We start from the raw sequence: 17041 nt of genomic DNA, 5'->3' as shown, positions 1-17041 counted from the left end.
CGGAAAATAGACCATTCGGTGGGGAAGTTTTTGCAATTGAGTAATTATTCAGCATAATAAAAAGTTAAGTGACTGGTCTATCACAAGTCTCCATTTAAGGAATAAATGGACAATAACATCAAAGCCAGTTCTCAGGAATAAATATAAGAGAGATGCAGAGCATCTGATAAAAGGAAGGTCGAGATGACTCAATTCACCCAGGCTAAGTTATTCCGCCAGAGTTGCTTAGCAGCCGCAGTCAGCATTTTTGCTGCACCATCTGTTTATGCGCTTCAAGATTTATCAGATGAAGCACTTTCAGCCACAACGGGTGAAGGTGTTGCACTCACTTTAGAGAATTTCAAAATGGTCTTTCAAGGGCCAAATGACCGTTCTACGGCTTCTAGTTATGCGTCTGGTATGGTTGATCCTGGGAAAAACGATACAGGTTTTATTCGGATTATTCCTACAGGTGAAAACTATGAACAATTAGGGCAGCGTGCTTACGATAAAATCTACAAAGCAGCTTATGTTGATGCTTATCAGCAAGGCCGAGTTACGGGCTATAACGGTGTTTATGACTCAACTTTTATAAGTTCTAAAAGCACTTATGAGACCAATAATGCTACACGAGTAACCAATGAAACCATCGCAACATATTCAACAGAATATCGTGGCCGATTAGTACAGTCTTATCTTGAATCACCAACGATGAAGGCATATTACGATCAGCGTTATGCAGATTATTATAATGGTTCATCGGCTGGCTTACCTTTTGAAAACGATGGCACAACGAAAGAATCAATTACTCCAGGACTAAAAGAAAAGTCACAAACTGCTGCTTTAAAAAATACCTATGAAATGATTGAGTTACTATACGGTAACAATAGTACGGGTAATTTGCCGACCACTTCGACTTTTTATAAAAATTATGTCTCAGGAAAAATTACACGTTCAAATATTATAGATACAACAAAAAATGCTCAGTTGAATGCCAAAGCTGCAGAAACCCTCAATCAGTTGGCAACGGACTATGCTAAGCTTGAAGCTCAAAAGGCAAGCGATGCAGCATTAGCAACCGTGAAGAAAAATGCTGAAATTACAGCAAAACAAATTGCTTCGACTGCGACCGTATCGAGTCTCAGATCGAAAGCAGATGTCTTTATATATGGTTTAGCCTTATCAAACAGTAAAGATAAAAATGGCAAAAGTTCATTAGCAACACGCTATACAGACCAAGGATTTAATTGGGGGACCGCTGAAAATCCGTGGCTTTTCCATGCGGGAAATCAAGATGTTGAACAATTTGCGAAAGATAATAAGGGGAATGTTGGTTACTTAGCGATTGAGGCACCATTAAAGAAAATTGCGGCAGATGATGCATCTAACAACATCAAGCTTGGTTTGTGGATGGATGTATTTTCACGGTCTTTGAATTCAAGCAATGTCGTCGATCCGATTACCGGTGCGCCGACCAGTGGCTTAGATAAAGATTATCGATTACGGACTCAAATTGTTGCGAATGGTTTGAGTTTTAATGGTTCACAAGTTCGCATTTTTCAAACACTTAAATCAACAAATACCAACTATAACCAAACTTTAGGTTTAGCCAGTTTAATTCGTATTAATACCAATGATCGTGCTGAGTCACTGAGTATCAATGATGGTGATTTGGATGCTCGCGGTATGCGTATCAGTACAGCTGCACGCTCCGAACTGGATGATGGTACTGCAGCGACACCAGCGATGGATCGATCTGCAGCTCCAATCTTTCATGAAACTGAAGGTCTATATTTATATAGCCCAAATATCAATTTAGTTTTAGGAAATATGTATCAGCCCTTTATTGTGGGTTCAGAAGGTCGAAATATTATACTGGAAGTAACTCGTATTCCAAATGTACCTTCTATTTACAGTAAAATTTATACCTACTATACGGATATCCCGGGTAATACCACGGGTACATCGGGTTTAACCGCTGCTGACTTTAAAGGTTCAACCTGTAACGTCTATAGTTGTGGTACGGAGTTAAAAGCAAACTCTTCAGATGCGACAGCACTATATCAAGGGCGTAATGCAACACACAGTAGTATTGCAATCGGTACAGTAGAGCGCTTGCCTGGTAATCTGCTGAATGCAAAAAGTACGGATACTGCGACAGGTGTAGTGTTTAAAGGTGTTAATAGACAAAGCACGAACTTAGGATCTGTTGCCATAGATGGCGTTTTGATTCAGCACTTAAAAATAAGAACAACAGGGCTGTAGGAGAAATTATATGTATAAAATTTTATGCGCTGTTGTTTGTGCTGCACTGACACAAACTCATGCAGGTTTAGTGTCTATGGATAATAGCGAACTTACCGCTGCAACAGGTCAAGGCGGTGCAGATCTCAGTTGGACACTTTCCTTAAACCATCAATATGCCAATGATATGTCAAAAAACAACATATCAATCATGGATGCGAATGGAAAAACGACTCAAGCTTTTTATGGATATCAATGTTCATCCAATGAGTTTTGTCGCTTAGCACTTGCGCCCAATAATCATGTGGATGCAAATGGTAATAAGAAATGGTTGGTGTTTAAACAGTTTCAAGGAACGTTACAGATCGATCAATTTTCACTAGATGGTGTGACGATTATCAATCGTGAAGGCAATCCACAAACGGCTATGCAGTTGACATTTTATGATGATAAGCCATTAAAAATTAGAAATTTAGGTTTTGCTACGTTGGCGGTGGAAACAGGGACGACAGGTAAGGAAGGTTATGAAAATACCAGTACTTATACGACCTATACCGAAAAGAAAGCTGATGGAACAACTTCAACTTTAGCAGTGCCTGATTTTGATCGTGGTTCAGAACAAGGATTTATGGGTGTTAATGTGCATGGCAACATGCACATGAGTGGAAAGTTAAACATCTTCAGTTTTAACTGCACTGGAAATGGTGCAGGTCGCTGTTAATCAGCTGTGACTGAATATAAGGATATAGTGATGAAAAAAATAACAACTTTAACGGCACTCGCAACCAGTATTTTACTTGCTCAACACGCCTATGCTTTTGAAGCGATGACCGATGAAAGCTTGGGTGCAGTTACTGGCCAAGATGGTATTTCGATTACCCATGAAGTTTCTAGAGTCAAAGTTGATCAGTTAAATTGGGTTGACCCAACTGACCAAAATAAGATGAAAATGGGTTTGCACAATGTACAAATAGATGGCGTTGGGCAAAGCACCATTACATCAAAATTAGATTTTGATGTTGGGACTACGGATGCTGGTGTAGGCATGCGTATTGCCGCAAGTGTCAGCCCATTTACTGCTGTTGCGCAAAATATTATGCTGCTGTGTCAAGGCGCAACGTGCCAAACGCCTACGCAAAATTTAGGTTCACTTGCGATTGCAACATCTTCACCTTTAAAAGTATTACTTGAAACCAGTAATGGTCTATTTAACCGTAATGATACGGCGTATATGGAATTTCAATTGCAAAATGCCAGTATTAGTCATGGTATGAATGGACATAGCGTAACCTTAAAGGACTTTAACTTTAACTTTGCTGGTTCAGGTTATATGTATGTCGCAGCTGATGAAGGCATTGTTCTCACCACAAAATCCACAGGAAGCAAAGACCATACGGTCAATTTAGGGCGGGTAAAGGACATTTCAGATGTGCATAGTTCACGTAGCGATGCCACAAACCCCGGCGTTAATATCGATTTACGCTACGGTACCGATGGTGGTGCACAGCGCAATTTAATTCGTATGGGAGCATCGGGTGCTGTCACTAATGCACGAGTTGCCTTAAATGCCAATCAAGAAGGAATTAAAGATTTTGGTCTAGCAACGAAGGCTTCAGGATATGAGTCCGTTGGTTCAGGTGGTTTACATTTAGGTGTGCGCGCGGATTTCACTTCAAAAGATGATCCGAGTCTTGTTGCAGGTCAAGCACCGACAACCTTAGAAATTGGCCATACGGGTATTGGTAGTTATGCCATTGAATTTTCTAATTTAACGTCTTTAGTTGCTGATAAAAATGCCTATATTGATTTTGGCGATATTTATATCAATACCATTCAAGCAAAAAGCCTTGATTTTCTGGTAAATGATAAATTAAAAGCGACATTAGGTTTAACCAATAATGTTTTAACCCAAAACTTGTCAAATCAAACGACGGGTGGAAATTTTGCACTTGTGGCGATTCGTGGTATGGATTTTCAGTCCATCGCGCGTACAGCACGATTTATTTCTGATAACTCAATTGCTGCAATTGCAAGTAATGACAACAGTTGGGGGATTGGTATCCCGATTTATAATATGAATGCCAACGTTGCATTATCAGAGAAAAAATACAGTTATAAAAATGCGGCTGAAAAATCAGGTATTGGCTATAACCTTGTAATGAGCACAGATGGTTATGGTGTTGATAAAAAAACAGGAACACCAAGTACAACTTCCATTATTTTGATTGATGGTAAAAAAGGTATTAATGGTCAAGAAGTCAATTATTATGCAGGCTTACGAAACATCAATGCACTTATTCAATCTGATGGTGTGATTGGCTATGAAAATGATGGCATCTATGTACGTGCAGATAATTTATTGATTGCAGCCAATGCCGAGTTAGCGATTGGTCAACTTCCGGGTTCAACCTATAACTGTGCGACTACAGCTTCTGCCAAATGTGGGACCACAGTACCTTTAGATAATTTCTCTAAACGTGATGATGTGTTGACGAATATTGCGTTTAAACTCGATGGTAAGGGTGAGCTATTTATAGTGCCGGGTCTAAATGACAGTGCAGAAAATAACTATTTGTCTTTCCGTGGAAGCTTTGAATTTAAAGCATTAACTGATGCTGAAAAGAAAGATCAAAAAGTTATGGGAAGCTATTTAAGTTTGATGAATGAAGATGTAAATGCCAGCGGTGTCGTTTCAGCTTCAAGTATCAATATTAATAAAATGCAGGGCGATCTAGGCTTTGATGCTCGAATTAAAATGAAACAAGATTCGGTAGAGTTTGATAATCAGGTAAAATTCAATCCAACCAATAATATGTCTAAAGCGTTTCGTGCAGAAGTTTCGATGTTAACAAATGGCAATATGCAAAAGATGGCGGATATTGCCCTAACCGGTGGAACAATGCGAAGTACGATGGGGATTACTCCACGCTAGTAAGATTAAATCAATAACAAATAAATAAAATAACGAACAGGGAATTTGTTATGAAAAAGAAGTTAATCAGAGGTTTGATATTCTCGACATTTGCGATGAGTAGCTTATCTCATGCAATGATGGCTTTAGATGATGAAAGCTTATCAAAAGTTGATGGTCAAGCTTTACTCTCCATGGAATATACGCAGGGGTATAATTCTGTGGATGAGAGTGGACAAGCCGTTGACCAATCCAAAGTTGGCTTTTATAAACTTGGTTTGGAAGCTGAAATGGAGCTCAATGCCAATATTAAAAAGCTCCAATTGGGTTGTGGTGGTGCAAATGGCTCAGGTGCTTGTGATATTGATATTGATCATATTTCACTGAGTGGCTTGCCTGCAAATAGCAATTATACGTCGGATGAACGTGCGGCAACTTCAGCTTTGCTGACCAATCCTTTTATCGAAATTGCAATTAAAGATCCGAAATCAGCGGCAACACGTGAAGTGATGGGCTTTCGTTTGAGCGCTGAAAAAATTTCTGGATTAATGACATTAGGTACAGAAAATAGCAATACACCCAATGGTATCAATACCTTTAGTGGTTATATGAAAACAAAAGCGTCTGCGGGTGTTGCAACAACTGCCGAGCGTGTGATGGACTATGCTTCTACGCAGCAATACATTGAAGGGGCTGTTAAGGGGACATTATTTGGTGCTGAAGTTGATCTACCGCTTCACTACAAATCTGATAATTATTCTTTTAATTTAAAATCAACCACGGCTCCTTTTACGATTCCAGCCACTGTTGTAAGTGGGAATCGAATGACAGATGTACAGTTAAAGGGTACAGGAACTGTTGATCGTCTAGATTTTAGTGGTCCATTAGAAGCTCAAATCTCTTTACTCGGTTTAAACATTAATTTGAATAAAGATGTGACGGGGTATCTTACTGGGCTAAAAACCGATATTACGGTAAATCAAAGTTTAGGTTTGATTCACGCACTTTATCTAAATAACCCTGCTTCGCTATCTTTACAAGCTCAAAAAATACTCTGGCCTGGTGCTGCAGTCGCAGCAGAAAGAGGGTGGTGGCTGGCGATGGAAGATGAAGTCGATTTGGGCAGTATTACACCATCAGATAAAGTGGCGATTACGGATGAAGTATTGAAACAAACGATCGCCGGAATTAACCATGACCTAAGTACCAATGTTCGTAACTGTGGAGATTTACTCTTTGGTTGTGTTGCAGGTTCTTCTTTGGATGTTAAAGAGATTAAAAACCCGTCATTAATTGATTTCCCATTAACCAATTTAAAACTGTCTGGACAGGAGTTTCGTTCTAACTGCTTCGGGGGGCTGAAATTCTGTTAAGGCTTAAAATATTTGATATAAAAAATCCCGCACCTAGCGGGATTTTTTATGTTTAGCGCAAATTATTTTGCAAGTTTCGCTAAAAGGTCTTCTTTACTGAGGTTGCTTGATTCTTCATCACGGCGACCTTTGTACTCAAATGTACCAGCATCCAAACCTTTCTCGCCAATGACAATACGGTGTGGAATACCTGTTAACTCGATATCAGAGAATTTAACACCAGGACGCTCATTACGATCATCAAGAAGCACATCATAACCAGCAGCAGTTAATTCTGCATACAGTGCTTCAGCTGCTTCCATTGTACGTGGTGACTTATGTGCATTCATTGGCACGATAGCAACTTCGAAAGGAGCAATTGCAGACGGCCAAATAATACCTTTGTCATCGAAGTTTTGTTCAATCGCAGAAGCAACAACACGAGTTACACCAATACCGTAGCAACCCATAGTCACAACGAGAGGTTTGCCATCTTCACCTAAAACTTTGCAGCCAAGCGCTTCAGAGTATTTTTGACCCAACTGGAAGATATGACCAACTTCGATACCACGTTTAATCAAGATTGTACCTCGACCATCTGGAGAAGGGTCACCTTCAACAACATTACGCAGGTCATAAACTTCGGTGTATTGTGCATCACGTTCCCAGTTTACACCTACAGCATGTTTATCAACTTGGTTCGCACCAGCAACAAAGTCTGAAAGTACAGACGCTGCACGGTCAACAATAACGGTAATGCCTTTTTCGGTTAAGCCTTGAGGGCCACAGAAACCAGCAGTTAAGCCTAAGTCAGCTAATTGTGCTTCAGTTGCAAAAGTTAATGGAGCAGCAATTAATGGGTGTTTTTCTGCTTTAATTTCATTCAGTTCATGGTCGCCACGTAGGAATAAGGCAACCACTGGTGCAGCTTTACCTTCTTCAGCAACACCTTGAACCAATAATGCTTTGACAGATTGAGTAGGGTCTGATTTAAGGAATTCAGAAACCTCAGCAATGGTTTTCTGATTTGGTGTATCAACAATTTCAAGTGCTTTAGTCGGAGCAGCACGTTCACCTACTAATACTGCTTCCGCCATTTCTACGTTAGCAGCATAATCTGACTCTGTAGAGAATGCGATGTCATCTTCGCCGCTAGACGCAAGGACGTGGAATTCGTGTGAACCAGAACCACCAATTGAACCTGTATCCGCTTGAACTGGACGGAAATTTAAACCTAAACGAGTGAAAATCTTGCAATAAGCTGCATACATCTTGTCATAGGTTTCTTGTAAAGAAGCTTGGTCAACATGGAAAGAATAGGCATCTTTCATGATGAATTCACGTGAACGCATCACACCGAAACGAGGGCGGATTTCGTCACGGAATTTAGTTTGTACTTGGTAGAAGTTTGCAGGCAATTGCTTATAGCTTTTCAATTCATTGCGAGCAAGATCTGTAATTACTTCTTCATGTGTAGGGCCAAGTACAAAGTCATTGTTATGACGGTCTTTAAAACGTAAAAGTTCTGGACCATATTGTACGAAACGACCTGATTCTTCCCATAAAGATGCGGGTTGAGTGACAGGCATCAGGACTTGAAGTGAACCAGCACGATCCATCTCTTCGCGGATAATCGCTTCAACTTTATTTAATACGCGAACGCCCATCGGCAGCCAAGTGTATAAACCTGAAGCCAATTTACGAATCATCCCGGCACGAAGCATAAGCTGATGTGAAATAACTTCAGCATCGTTTGGGGTTTCTCTTAACGTTGCAAATAAAAAGCGACTCGCGCGCATGGAAACTGTCCTAAAAAATTAAGCGTTAAAGTGGAGAGTATACAATAAAAAATGAGGTGAACATTTTCCAAAGTCACCTCATTTTAGATTTTGTCATTATGACATGATTTTTTTGGCCTGACGTGCAAGGAAGTTTCGGAAATCATCCAAATAGGTAAAAATCACCGGCACAACCACAAGTGTTAGTAGGGTAGAGGTAATCACCCCGCCAATCACGGCATGTGCCATTGGTGCACTTTGTTCACCGCCTTCACCTAAACCAAGTGCAAGCGGAACCATACCCATCACCATTGCACTAGTGGTCATTAAAATGGGACGTAAACGGGTTTTACCTGCTTCAATAATCGCCTCATAACGATCTACACCATGATCCATGGCTTTTTTAATAAAGTCGATGAGTAGAATTGCGTTCTTTGTCACCAAGCCCATGAGCATAATAATCCCGATAATGGAAAAGAGGTTCATGGTTGAATTAAATAAGAATAGGGCTAAGAAAACCCCAATCAATGATAAGGGCAATGAAGCCATAATGGCTGCAGGGTGAATGAAGCTATTAAATTGTGAACCCAAAACAATATAAATAAATACAATAGAGAGGGTAATCGCTGTCATTGCATAACCCGCGGACTCAGCCATATCTTTATTGGCACCTTGCGTGACAAAACTATAACCTGGTGGCAAGTCGAAGTTTTTCTCTATCTCATTGATTTCGGCACCAATATCACCCGCAGGACGTCCTGCTGTGTTGGCTTCAACCATCACTTCACGTGCCAGATCACGACGGTTAATTTGTGAAGCACCAAGTGTTTCTTCAAAGCTTGCCACACTTGCCAATGGAACTAAAATAGGTAAGCCTGCAGCATCGGTTTTTTGTGATGTGATGTACATGCTTTGAATGTCAGTTGGCAGTCGACGCTGATCTTCAGTGAGTCTTAAATTTACATCATAGGTTTCGCCTTTATCATCCTTCCACGTTGTTACATTATCACCCGCAAGAAGAGGGCGTAATACATTGGCGATTTGATTGACGGATAAACCTAAATCACTGGCTAAAACGCGATTGATATGTACACCTAAGGTCGGTTTAGGTTCTTTGAGTGAGCTTTCTAAGTCGACAATACCGTCGACTTTCGAAATTTCTTTCATGAAGCGGTCAGAAATGCGTTGTAACTCATCTAAGTCTGGTCCTTTAATCGAGATCATAACCGGCTTTTGGCCGCCAGATACTGTTTCATCAGCTGAGGCAATCGAGGTAATAGTAATACCTGCTATATGTTTTAAGCGGGTACGGAATTCATTGTTGAGATCCGTTAATGTTTGACTACGCTCCGTACGTGGTGAAACAGTGACACGAATGCTAGCATGGTTTTTACCCCGATCAGTGGCACTATTAATTGCACCATAAGTGGCTTTGACTTCTGGATGTTGGCGAATGATACGATCTACTTGCTTAAGCTTCGCCTGCGAATATTCAAGGGTTGCATCAACTGGTGTTTCAAATTTGATCCGAATTTCACCTTTGTCTGGTACGGGTACAAATTCAGTTCCGATCATTTTGGATAAAGCTAATGCGCCAAATAAAGACGCGACGGCGATTAAAAGGGTAATGAGCCTAAATTTTAAAGCAAGCTTGAGTAATTTTTCATAATGATGGCTTAGGTTGTCGAGCTTGCCCGAAATCCAGTTAAAAAAACGTTTAATTTTACCCGGCTTTTTATTTGGATCGTGGCGCTCTGCCCAGTGAGCAGACAACATGGGGTCAAGGGTGAAACTCACAAACATTGAAATCAGTACAGCGGTACTGACGGTTACACCAAATTGATAGAAGAAACGCCCAATAATGCCGCCCATAAATGCCACAGGTAAAAATACCGCGACAATAGTCAATGTTGTGGCCAATACGGCTAAACCAATTTCTTTCGTGCCGTCGAGTGCAGCGGTGACGTGGTCCTTGCCCATATCGGCATGGCGGACAATATTTTCGCGTACTACAATGGCATCATCAATCAGGAGACCGATACTCAGTGAGAGAGCTAGTAGGGTCATCATATTGATGGTAAAACCAAAAATCCAAACAAAGGTGAGGGTACCTAGTAGTGAAATCGGTAGGGTTAAACCTGTAATGGCTGTTGAACGAAATGAGCCGAGAAATAACAATACAATGAGTACCGCAAGTACTGCACCTTCAATAATCGTACGTGCCACGTCTTTAATGCTGCCACGAATACCTTTTGAAGAATCAACCACAATTTCTGCGGTCGTGCCTTGCGGCAATTGCTTTTGGATTTTACTTAAGGTTTTACGGGTATTATCAACCACCTCAATCACATTAGAGTCCGAACTTCTCAGAATGTCGACAGCGACGGCTGTTTTACCATTCAGATAAGCACTCGACTCCATTTCAGCTTGGCTATCTTCTATTTCGGCAATTTGTTTGAGATAAATCGGCGCGCCATTTTTATTGGCAACCACTAAATCACCGAATGAGTTTGGGTGAATAACGCGAGATTTAATTTCGACCACCAATTCTGAGTTCTTTTGTTTTAAAGTCCCCCCCGGAACTTCAATATTTTCAGATTTTAGGGTGTTTATAACTTGGTCTATCCCAATCCCGAAACTTTGTAATTTTTGCGGATTTACTTGAATACGAATTTGACGCTGTGCATCACCCAATAAATTGACCGTACCGACACCGGGAACCGTTCTAAGCTGGGGCACAATCCGTTGATTCAGATAGGAACTCAAATCACGTAAAGACATGTCCTTTGATTCAAAAACAATCGACATAATCGCACTGGCAGTAGGGTCGTAGCGTTCTACAATCGGGTCATCAATTTCATCACGAAATTGTGCGGTTACTGGTGCAATTTTATCTCGAATATCCTGTGCAGCTACAGAGGACGAGACATCTAGATTAAATTCGACAATAACCGTGGATAAACCTTCACTGGATTGAGAAATGACTTGCTTGAGGCCTGAAATGGTATTGATCTGATCTTCAAGTTTCTTGGTGATTTCAGATTCGACAGACTCAGGAGAAGCACCCGGATAGTTGGTGTAGACAACAACAAAAGGGAAGTCGACATCAGGAAACTCTTCAACACCCATACGTTGCCAAGAAGCGAGTCCTAGTACCATCAGACAAAACATCATCATGATGGTGAAAACAGGATATTTCACACTAATTCGGGTTAACCACATAACAACTGTCCTGCCTTATTCTTTTAATTTTGGCTGATACTTACATCTTGTTTGATATCTGAATCATTAAATTTAATTCGGCTGATCAGATCGCTATTTTGTAAGCCCTGAACAATCGCGGTGTTATTGCTATAACTCTGATTCAAAATTTGTACAGGTACTTTGGCAATTCTATTTTGACGAATGACCCAGACGTAAGGTTTATCTTTTAGACTTTGAATGGTGTCGAGTGGAATTTTTTGGCCTGAAATATTATCTGTACCTAAGATGTGACCTTCGACAAAAGCACCAATACTTAATGACGTAATGGTTTCATTTGGGGCTGCAAAAAACTCAATTTGACGACTGGCTTGATCGGCAATTGGTGAAATCCGGCTGATTTGTGCTGTGAGTAAATTGCTATTACCTTGGATGCTATATTCAATCTTTTGTCCAATTTTCAGTGCAGCTTGCTGATCACTTGGTAATTTGGCTTGAATTTCTAATTGGTCTGGATTGACAATTTCAAAAAGGGTTTGTCCGGCAGCAACCGTTTGTCCCGGTTCAACATCACGTTTGGTAATCACGCCTTGGATAGGGCTATAAATGGTACCATCTTGACTGGCTTTTCGCGCAATATCGACATTGGCTTGTTGAGCGCGAACATTTTCCATTTGAGCTTGGTAATCGACACGACTTTGTTCAAACTCTACTTTGGAAATAAAGCCTTGATTCAGCAAACGCTGTTTACGTTCCATCATCAGTTTGGCTTGATTGGCTTGAGCTTGCGTTGATGCAAGGTTTGCTTGAGATTGAGCAAGACGTGCGGCATTGTCTTGATTATTTAAACGCACCAACACTTGGCCTTTGTTGACACGTTGTCCGACTTCTGCATTAACATTGGTTGCAGTCGCAGTGACTTGGGCTTGAATACTGCTCTGATTGACCGCCCGAATGGTACCTGTAAAGGCTGTTTTTGAAATGGCGTTGCCTTGTTCGATCGTGACCAGATCTTGTTGAATCAATTCAATCTTATTTTCTGGTTTAACACTTTGCTGCGGATCTTCTTTTTGACATGCAGCCAAAGTCAGGCTTATGCAAAGCAGGCTAAGCTTTAAAAATGGGGATGATTGCTGTGCAGAGTGCATAATGGTCCTTATATCAGCGGTCTACAAAAGCAATTGAATAACAAGTTTATTCCATCGCTTTTAAACGCGTAATAATTCTGTCGTATTCAGCTTCTGTATTTCGATAGCGAGTTTGTAACGATTGAATGTATTCTTTTTTCGCTACCATATTTTTTTGATTATTATCCAACATTGTTTTTAATTTTGCCGGAACGGTTTCACCTTTTCGAAAATGTTCACGTTCTTGGCGAACAAATAATACACGATCATTTTGTAATTGTTTTAATTGTTCTTGTTCAAACACGATCTGTTTACGTATACCAGTCAGTGCATCACGCTTTTTGATGGCCGCAGTTCGGCTATTGGTATAGGCTTTTTTAAGTTTGATATCTGATGCTTGCTGACGTGCTTGGGCAGCACGCTGAGGAGCTTGTCTAACATCGGCTTCAGCATTGTAGGGGCGGTTACGTTTAATCACTTGCATATTTTGATCAAGTGCTTCATAACCATAGCGGATGTGATTTGGTGTCACATTGGTACTGATGTTTGCTACGCCTTTACTGTCATAGTAACGATACCAAGTCGCCTTTTGTGGTTGCTGCGTATTGGTTGGTGCAGCAAATAAAAGCGGGGTATAAGCCAACAAACAAGCCGTCAGAATGACTTTTTTTGAGAAATGTTTAAGGCCAATCAAGTGAATTTTTTTTGTAAGCGGACTCAACCTTGTACTCCCCAGTTTAAAGTTGACTAAATTACTTATTTTAAAGTAATAATCTTGCTATAATATGCTTAATTAAGACAATTAAATACTATTCCAAGTTAAAAAAAAATCGTTGGTCATCGGAAAGTGTGAAGCAGTTAATAAAAAAAAGAAATCTTGTGTGTTTGCGCAGAAAATGTTCATTGAAAACGCAAGTAAAGATATGTTAAAAATGTTCACAACTTGTAAATAATAATGCTGCTAACTTAATTGTTTGTACATCCTCAATGGGTAGGGTCAATAAATGGACGATAAATTCCAAAATCTAAAAGTCATGGTAATTGATGATTCAAAAACCATTCGTCGTACGGCCGAAACGCTGCTTCAGCGTGAAGGATGTGAAGTAGTCACTGCTGTAGATGGTTTTGAAGCACTTTCAAAAATTGCAGATGCGAATCCAGATATCGTATTTGTCGATATAATGATGCCACGTCTAGATGGCTATCAAACTTGTGCCCTGATTAAAAACTCTCAAAATTATCAAAATATTCCTGTGATTATGCTTTCAAGTAAAGATGGTTTATTTGATCAGGCGAAGGGTCGTGTTGTGGGTTCGGATGAATACTTGACTAAGCCATTCAGTAAAGATGAATTGCTGAATGCAATCCGTAATCACGTTACAGCATAATTAGATTTTTTATTTTTTGGGGAAAAAGCATGGCACGTATCCTAATCGTTGATGATTCACCAACAGAAACATTCCGTTTTAAAGAAATTTTAGGTAAACACGGATTTGAAGTGATTGAAGCTTCAAATGGGGCTGATGGGGTGACAATGGCTCAAGCTGAGTTACCTGATTTGGTCTTAATGGATGTGGTAATGCCGGGTGTGAATGGTTTCCAAGCAACACGTCAAATTGCACGTGGTGCGACCACCAAACATATCCCGATTGTCATTGTAAGTACCAAAGATCAGGCAACTGACCGTGTTTGGGGTAAACGCCAAGGTGCTTCTGATTATCTGACTAAACCTGTAGACGAAAAACAATTAATTGATGTGATTAAGCAACACCTCAATGCAGGATAAAGCTCTATGGCAGCAAATGGATTTATCGAATTACTTCGAATCGCAAAACGAGGAAACAAAAACTACGTTTCCACTGAAAATGAAGTAAACCGATGGTCAGGCATTGCTTTTGAGATGATGGGGCAATATTACGTTGCTCCTTTAGGTGAAGTAGCTGAAGTGATCTACCCACCAAAATATACGCCAGTTCCCAATACCCAACCTTGGGTGATGGGATTAGCCAATATTCGGGGACGCTTACTTTCTTTGTCTGACCTAGCACAATATATAACCGGTCATCGAAGTAGTTTTTCACCCACTCAAAAAGTTTTATGTATTAGTCATAATGACCATTATGTCGGTTTGGTAGTCGATCAAGTTTTGGGTATTCAACACTTTAATAAGAAAAGTTATTTTTCTAAACATAATGAGTTGGATCGAAATTTGCAGGAATATTGTCAGGGGTATTTCCACCAGCATAACCAGCAGTGGAATGTATTTCTCTTCAGTCGTTTACTGCAAAATCCAAAATACATGAACGCATCTATAAAATTTATAAATTAATTGTCGCGCACGAACGAAAGAAGGCGTAATCGGGGAGAAGCTGAATGGGCTTTAAACTTAAAAAGAAAAATACGGGTGAAAGCACCAGTGGTCGTAAAGGCGGTAATGCTTTTCTGGCAAAACTGCAATCACAGACAGATCAATTATCTCGAGTTTTTGGTGATAGTGAAAAATCCAAACCATTTATTTATGGTGCGATTGGTTCATTAGTACTGGCAACGATTATTTTATTATACCTATTCTATAGCGTTCCTCGCGGTAACCAATTAACGCAAAGTTTGGGTGAACTCCGTCTTCTTTCGCAAACAATTTCGCGTCAAGCAACTGAGGCAACTGCATCAGGTACTGAAGATGCAATGAAAAAATTAATTGCCTCTCAAGATTCGTTCAAAGAAAACTTAGAAACTGTAAAAGACATTCATGCAAATACAGATGCGCTGAAATCTGTAGATACGCAGTGGGCTGAGGTCTCAAAAAGTATTGACTTGATTACTTCGCAACAAAAAATCATTAATAAGTTATATGACACGAACATCGCGATTGGTGAAACCATTCCGGGGATTCAGGCGGAATATAACTTGATGGTCGACCAAATGGCACGTCAAGACATGCCTTCGAACCAGGTGGTGATTGCGAAAAACCAGGTATTCATTGCTGAACGTATTTTACGTTCGATCAGCTCGGTGCTTTCCGGTTCTGATAGTTCACGTGAGTCTGCGGATGACTTTAGTGCCGATACTGAAACCTTCGGTTTGTACTTAAATGCCCAATTGGATGGTAGTACAGAGCTTGGTGTACAACGTATTGAAAGCCCTGAATTACGTGAGTCACTTGAAGGCATTAAAGCTGAATATGACGATGTATTAAAATCAGCGGCTGCGACAATTTTGAAAAACTCAACGCAAATTGTGAACGTACGTAAAGCATCTTCACAAATTTTTGCTGAGTCAGACAAATTGTTGGACAACTTAAATCAATTGTCTTCTAGCACAGGCTTGAAAACCATTTTACCTGCGGTACTGTTGATTCTTGCTTTAACAGCCTTCTTGATCTGTGTGTTCAAACTTCTTTCTTTACGTGGTCAATCGGATAAATTCCGTGTAACCCGTCTTCAAGAAGAATATGACCGTAACCAGAACGCGATTTTACGTTTACTCGATGAAATTGCCGATCTTGCAGACGGTGACTTACGTTCGTATGCGACGGTATCTGAAGACTTTACGGGTGCGATTGCCGACTCGATTAACTTCGCAATCGACCAATTACGTGACCTTGTATCGCGTATTACAGAAACTTCTCAAGAAGTTGCGCAATATACCGCGAATACGCAGGGTATTACCAACCAGCTTGCAGAAGCATCTGAACATCAGGCGCAAGAGATTGCTGGTGCATCTGCAGCGATTAACGAAATGGCAATGTCGATTGACCAAGTATCTTCGAACGCTGAAGAATCAGCTGTCGTAGCAGAACGTTCTGTACAAATTGCTGCAAACGGCGCAGATGTCGTAAACCGTTCAATTGAAGGTATGGACACGATTCGTGAACAGATTCAGGAAACTTCAAAACGTATTAAACGTCTAGGTGAGTCTTCTCAAGAGATTGGTAACATTGTCGCATTGATTAACGATATTGCCGACCAAACAAACATCTTGGCATTAAACGCAGCAATTCAGGCGTCAATGGCGGGTGAAGCAGGTCGTGGTTTCGCCGTGGTAGCGGATGAGGTACAGCGTCTTGCGGAACGTTCAGCGTCTGCAACCAAACAGATTGAAGGTTTGGTAAAAACCATTCAAACGGATACTAACGAAGCCGTAATTTCAATGGAACAAACGACTTCGGAAGTTGTACGTGGTGCGAACTTGTCTAAAGATGCCGGCGTAGCACTAGATGAAATTCAGTCTGTATCGGGTAACTTGGCGAAACTGATTGCAAACATTTCGGATGCTGCAAAACTTCAGTCTGCTTCAGCAGGTCATATTGCGACAACGATGAACGTTGTACAAGAAATTACCTCGCAAACTACCAGTGCAACATTTGATACTGCACGTTCGGTATCTGAATTGGCGAATATGGCTGAATCATTACGTGAATCTGTATCTGACTTTAAACTCCCAGAGTAA

The 17041-nt window shown here is 40.5% G+C and carries 12 protein-coding genes; 8 read left to right on the top strand and 4 right to left on the bottom strand.

Features of this window, described 5'->3' with window-relative positions:
- The first annotated feature begins 183 nt into the window (after positions 1-183).
- The 4 genes from FTU02_RS05830 to FTU02_RS05815 are packed head-to-tail and all read left to right on the top strand — an operon-like array spanning position 184 to position 6507.
- Positions 184-2244, top strand: a complete 2061-nt coding sequence (locus FTU02_RS05830) for a hypothetical protein (RefSeq protein WP_180156282.1) — start codon at positions 184-186, stop codon at positions 2242-2244.
- Positions 2245-2254: 10 nt separating this feature from the next.
- Positions 2255-2944: a hypothetical protein gene (locus FTU02_RS05825; RefSeq protein WP_111884916.1), complete on the top strand. Its 690-nt coding sequence runs from the start codon at positions 2255-2257 to the stop codon at positions 2942-2944.
- 30 nt (positions 2945-2974) lie between these two features.
- Positions 2975-5155 carry a DUF6160 family protein gene (locus tag FTU02_RS05820; RefSeq protein ID WP_180156280.1) on the top strand — a complete coding sequence of 727 codons (2181 nt, stop codon included), beginning with the start codon at positions 2975-2977 and terminating at the stop codon, positions 5153-5155.
- 50 nt (positions 5156-5205) lie between these two features.
- A complete protein-coding gene (locus tag FTU02_RS05815) occupies positions 5206-6507 on the top strand; it encodes a hypothetical protein (protein ID WP_111884918.1) in 1302 nt (433 codons plus the stop codon).
- A 62-nt stretch (positions 6508-6569) separates the two neighbouring features.
- On the opposite strand, the gene FTU02_RS05810 is transcribed toward FTU02_RS05815, so the two are convergent.
- The 4 genes from FTU02_RS05810 to FTU02_RS05795 all read right to left on the bottom strand — a co-directional run bounded on the left by FTU02_RS05810 (position 6570) and on the right by FTU02_RS05795 (position 13253).
- Positions 6570-8285 carry a proline--tRNA ligase gene (locus FTU02_RS05810; protein WP_180023163.1) on the bottom strand — a complete coding sequence of 572 codons (1716 nt, stop codon included), beginning with the start codon at positions 8283-8285 and terminating at the stop codon, positions 6570-6572.
- Positions 8286-8381: 96 nt separating this feature from the next.
- Positions 8382-11486: an efflux RND transporter permease subunit gene (locus tag FTU02_RS05805; protein WP_180156277.1), complete on the bottom strand. Its 3105-nt coding sequence runs from the start codon at positions 11484-11486 to the stop codon at positions 8382-8384.
- Between the two features lie 23 nt (positions 11487-11509).
- Positions 11510-12613 carry an efflux RND transporter periplasmic adaptor subunit gene (locus FTU02_RS05800; protein ID WP_180156275.1) on the bottom strand — a complete coding sequence of 368 codons (1104 nt, stop codon included), beginning with the start codon at positions 12611-12613 and terminating at the stop codon, positions 11510-11512.
- Between the two features lie 46 nt (positions 12614-12659).
- A complete protein-coding gene (locus FTU02_RS05795; protein WP_373684217.1) occupies positions 12660-13253 on the bottom strand; it encodes a hypothetical protein in 594 nt (197 codons plus the stop codon).
- 343 nt (positions 13254-13596) lie between these two features.
- Between FTU02_RS05795 and pilG the strand changes: the two genes are divergently transcribed.
- The 4 genes from pilG to FTU02_RS05775 are packed head-to-tail and all read left to right on the top strand — an operon-like array spanning position 13597 to position 17041.
- Positions 13597-13980 carry a twitching motility response regulator PilG gene (pilG, locus tag FTU02_RS05790; RefSeq protein ID WP_078191060.1) on the top strand — a complete coding sequence of 128 codons (384 nt, stop codon included), beginning with the start codon at positions 13597-13599 and terminating at the stop codon, positions 13978-13980.
- A 29-nt stretch (positions 13981-14009) separates the two neighbouring features.
- Entirely contained in the window at positions 14010-14378 is a 369-nt protein-coding gene (locus tag FTU02_RS05785) for a response regulator (RefSeq protein WP_078191059.1), read from the top strand.
- Between the two features lie 6 nt (positions 14379-14384).
- A complete protein-coding gene (locus FTU02_RS05780) occupies positions 14385-14921 on the top strand; it encodes a chemotaxis protein CheW (RefSeq protein ID WP_078191058.1) in 537 nt (178 codons plus the stop codon).
- Between the two features lie 44 nt (positions 14922-14965).
- Positions 14966-17041: a methyl-accepting chemotaxis protein gene (locus FTU02_RS05775; RefSeq protein ID WP_078192256.1), complete on the top strand. Its 2076-nt coding sequence runs from the start codon at positions 14966-14968 to the stop codon at positions 17039-17041.

Origin of the sequence: Acinetobacter sp. YH12045, assembly GCF_013419925.1 — a bacterium.
GTDB lineage: Bacteria > Pseudomonadota > Gammaproteobacteria > Pseudomonadales > Moraxellaceae > Acinetobacter > Acinetobacter amyesii.
The sequence above is the reverse complement of the archived record's forward strand: the minus strand, read 5'-3'. Positions and strand labels throughout refer to the sequence as shown.

Bases quoted from the DNA above. Each gene is read 5' to 3' on its own strand.
- FTU02_RS05830 (WP_180156282.1), top strand. From the start codon at position 184: ATGACTCAATTCACCCAGGCTAAGTTATTCCGCCAGAGTTGCTTAGCA.
- FTU02_RS05825 (WP_111884916.1), top strand. From the start codon at position 2,255: ATGTATAAAATTTTATGCGCTGTTGTTTGTGCTGCACTGACACAAACT.
- FTU02_RS05820 (WP_180156280.1), top strand. From the start codon at position 2,975: ATGAAAAAAATAACAACTTTAACGGCACTCGCAACCAGTATTTTACTT.
- FTU02_RS05815 (WP_111884918.1), top strand. From the start codon at position 5,206: ATGAAAAAGAAGTTAATCAGAGGTTTGATATTCTCGACATTTGCGATG.
- FTU02_RS05810 (WP_180023163.1), bottom strand. From the start codon at position 8,285: ATGCGCGCGAGTCGCTTTTTATTTGCAACGTTAAGAGAAACCCCAAAC.
- FTU02_RS05805 (WP_180156277.1), bottom strand. From the start codon at position 11,486: ATGTGGTTAACCCGAATTAGTGTGAAATATCCTGTTTTCACCATCATG.
- FTU02_RS05800 (WP_180156275.1), bottom strand. From the start codon at position 12,613: ATGCACTCTGCACAGCAATCATCCCCATTTTTAAAGCTTAGCCTGCTT.
- pilG (WP_078191060.1), top strand. From the start codon at position 13,597: ATGGACGATAAATTCCAAAATCTAAAAGTCATGGTAATTGATGATTCA.
- FTU02_RS05785 (WP_078191059.1), top strand. From the start codon at position 14,010: ATGGCACGTATCCTAATCGTTGATGATTCACCAACAGAAACATTCCGT.
- FTU02_RS05780 (WP_078191058.1), top strand. From the start codon at position 14,385: ATGGCAGCAAATGGATTTATCGAATTACTTCGAATCGCAAAACGAGGA.
- FTU02_RS05775 (WP_078192256.1), top strand. From the start codon at position 14,966: ATGGGCTTTAAACTTAAAAAGAAAAATACGGGTGAAAGCACCAGTGGT.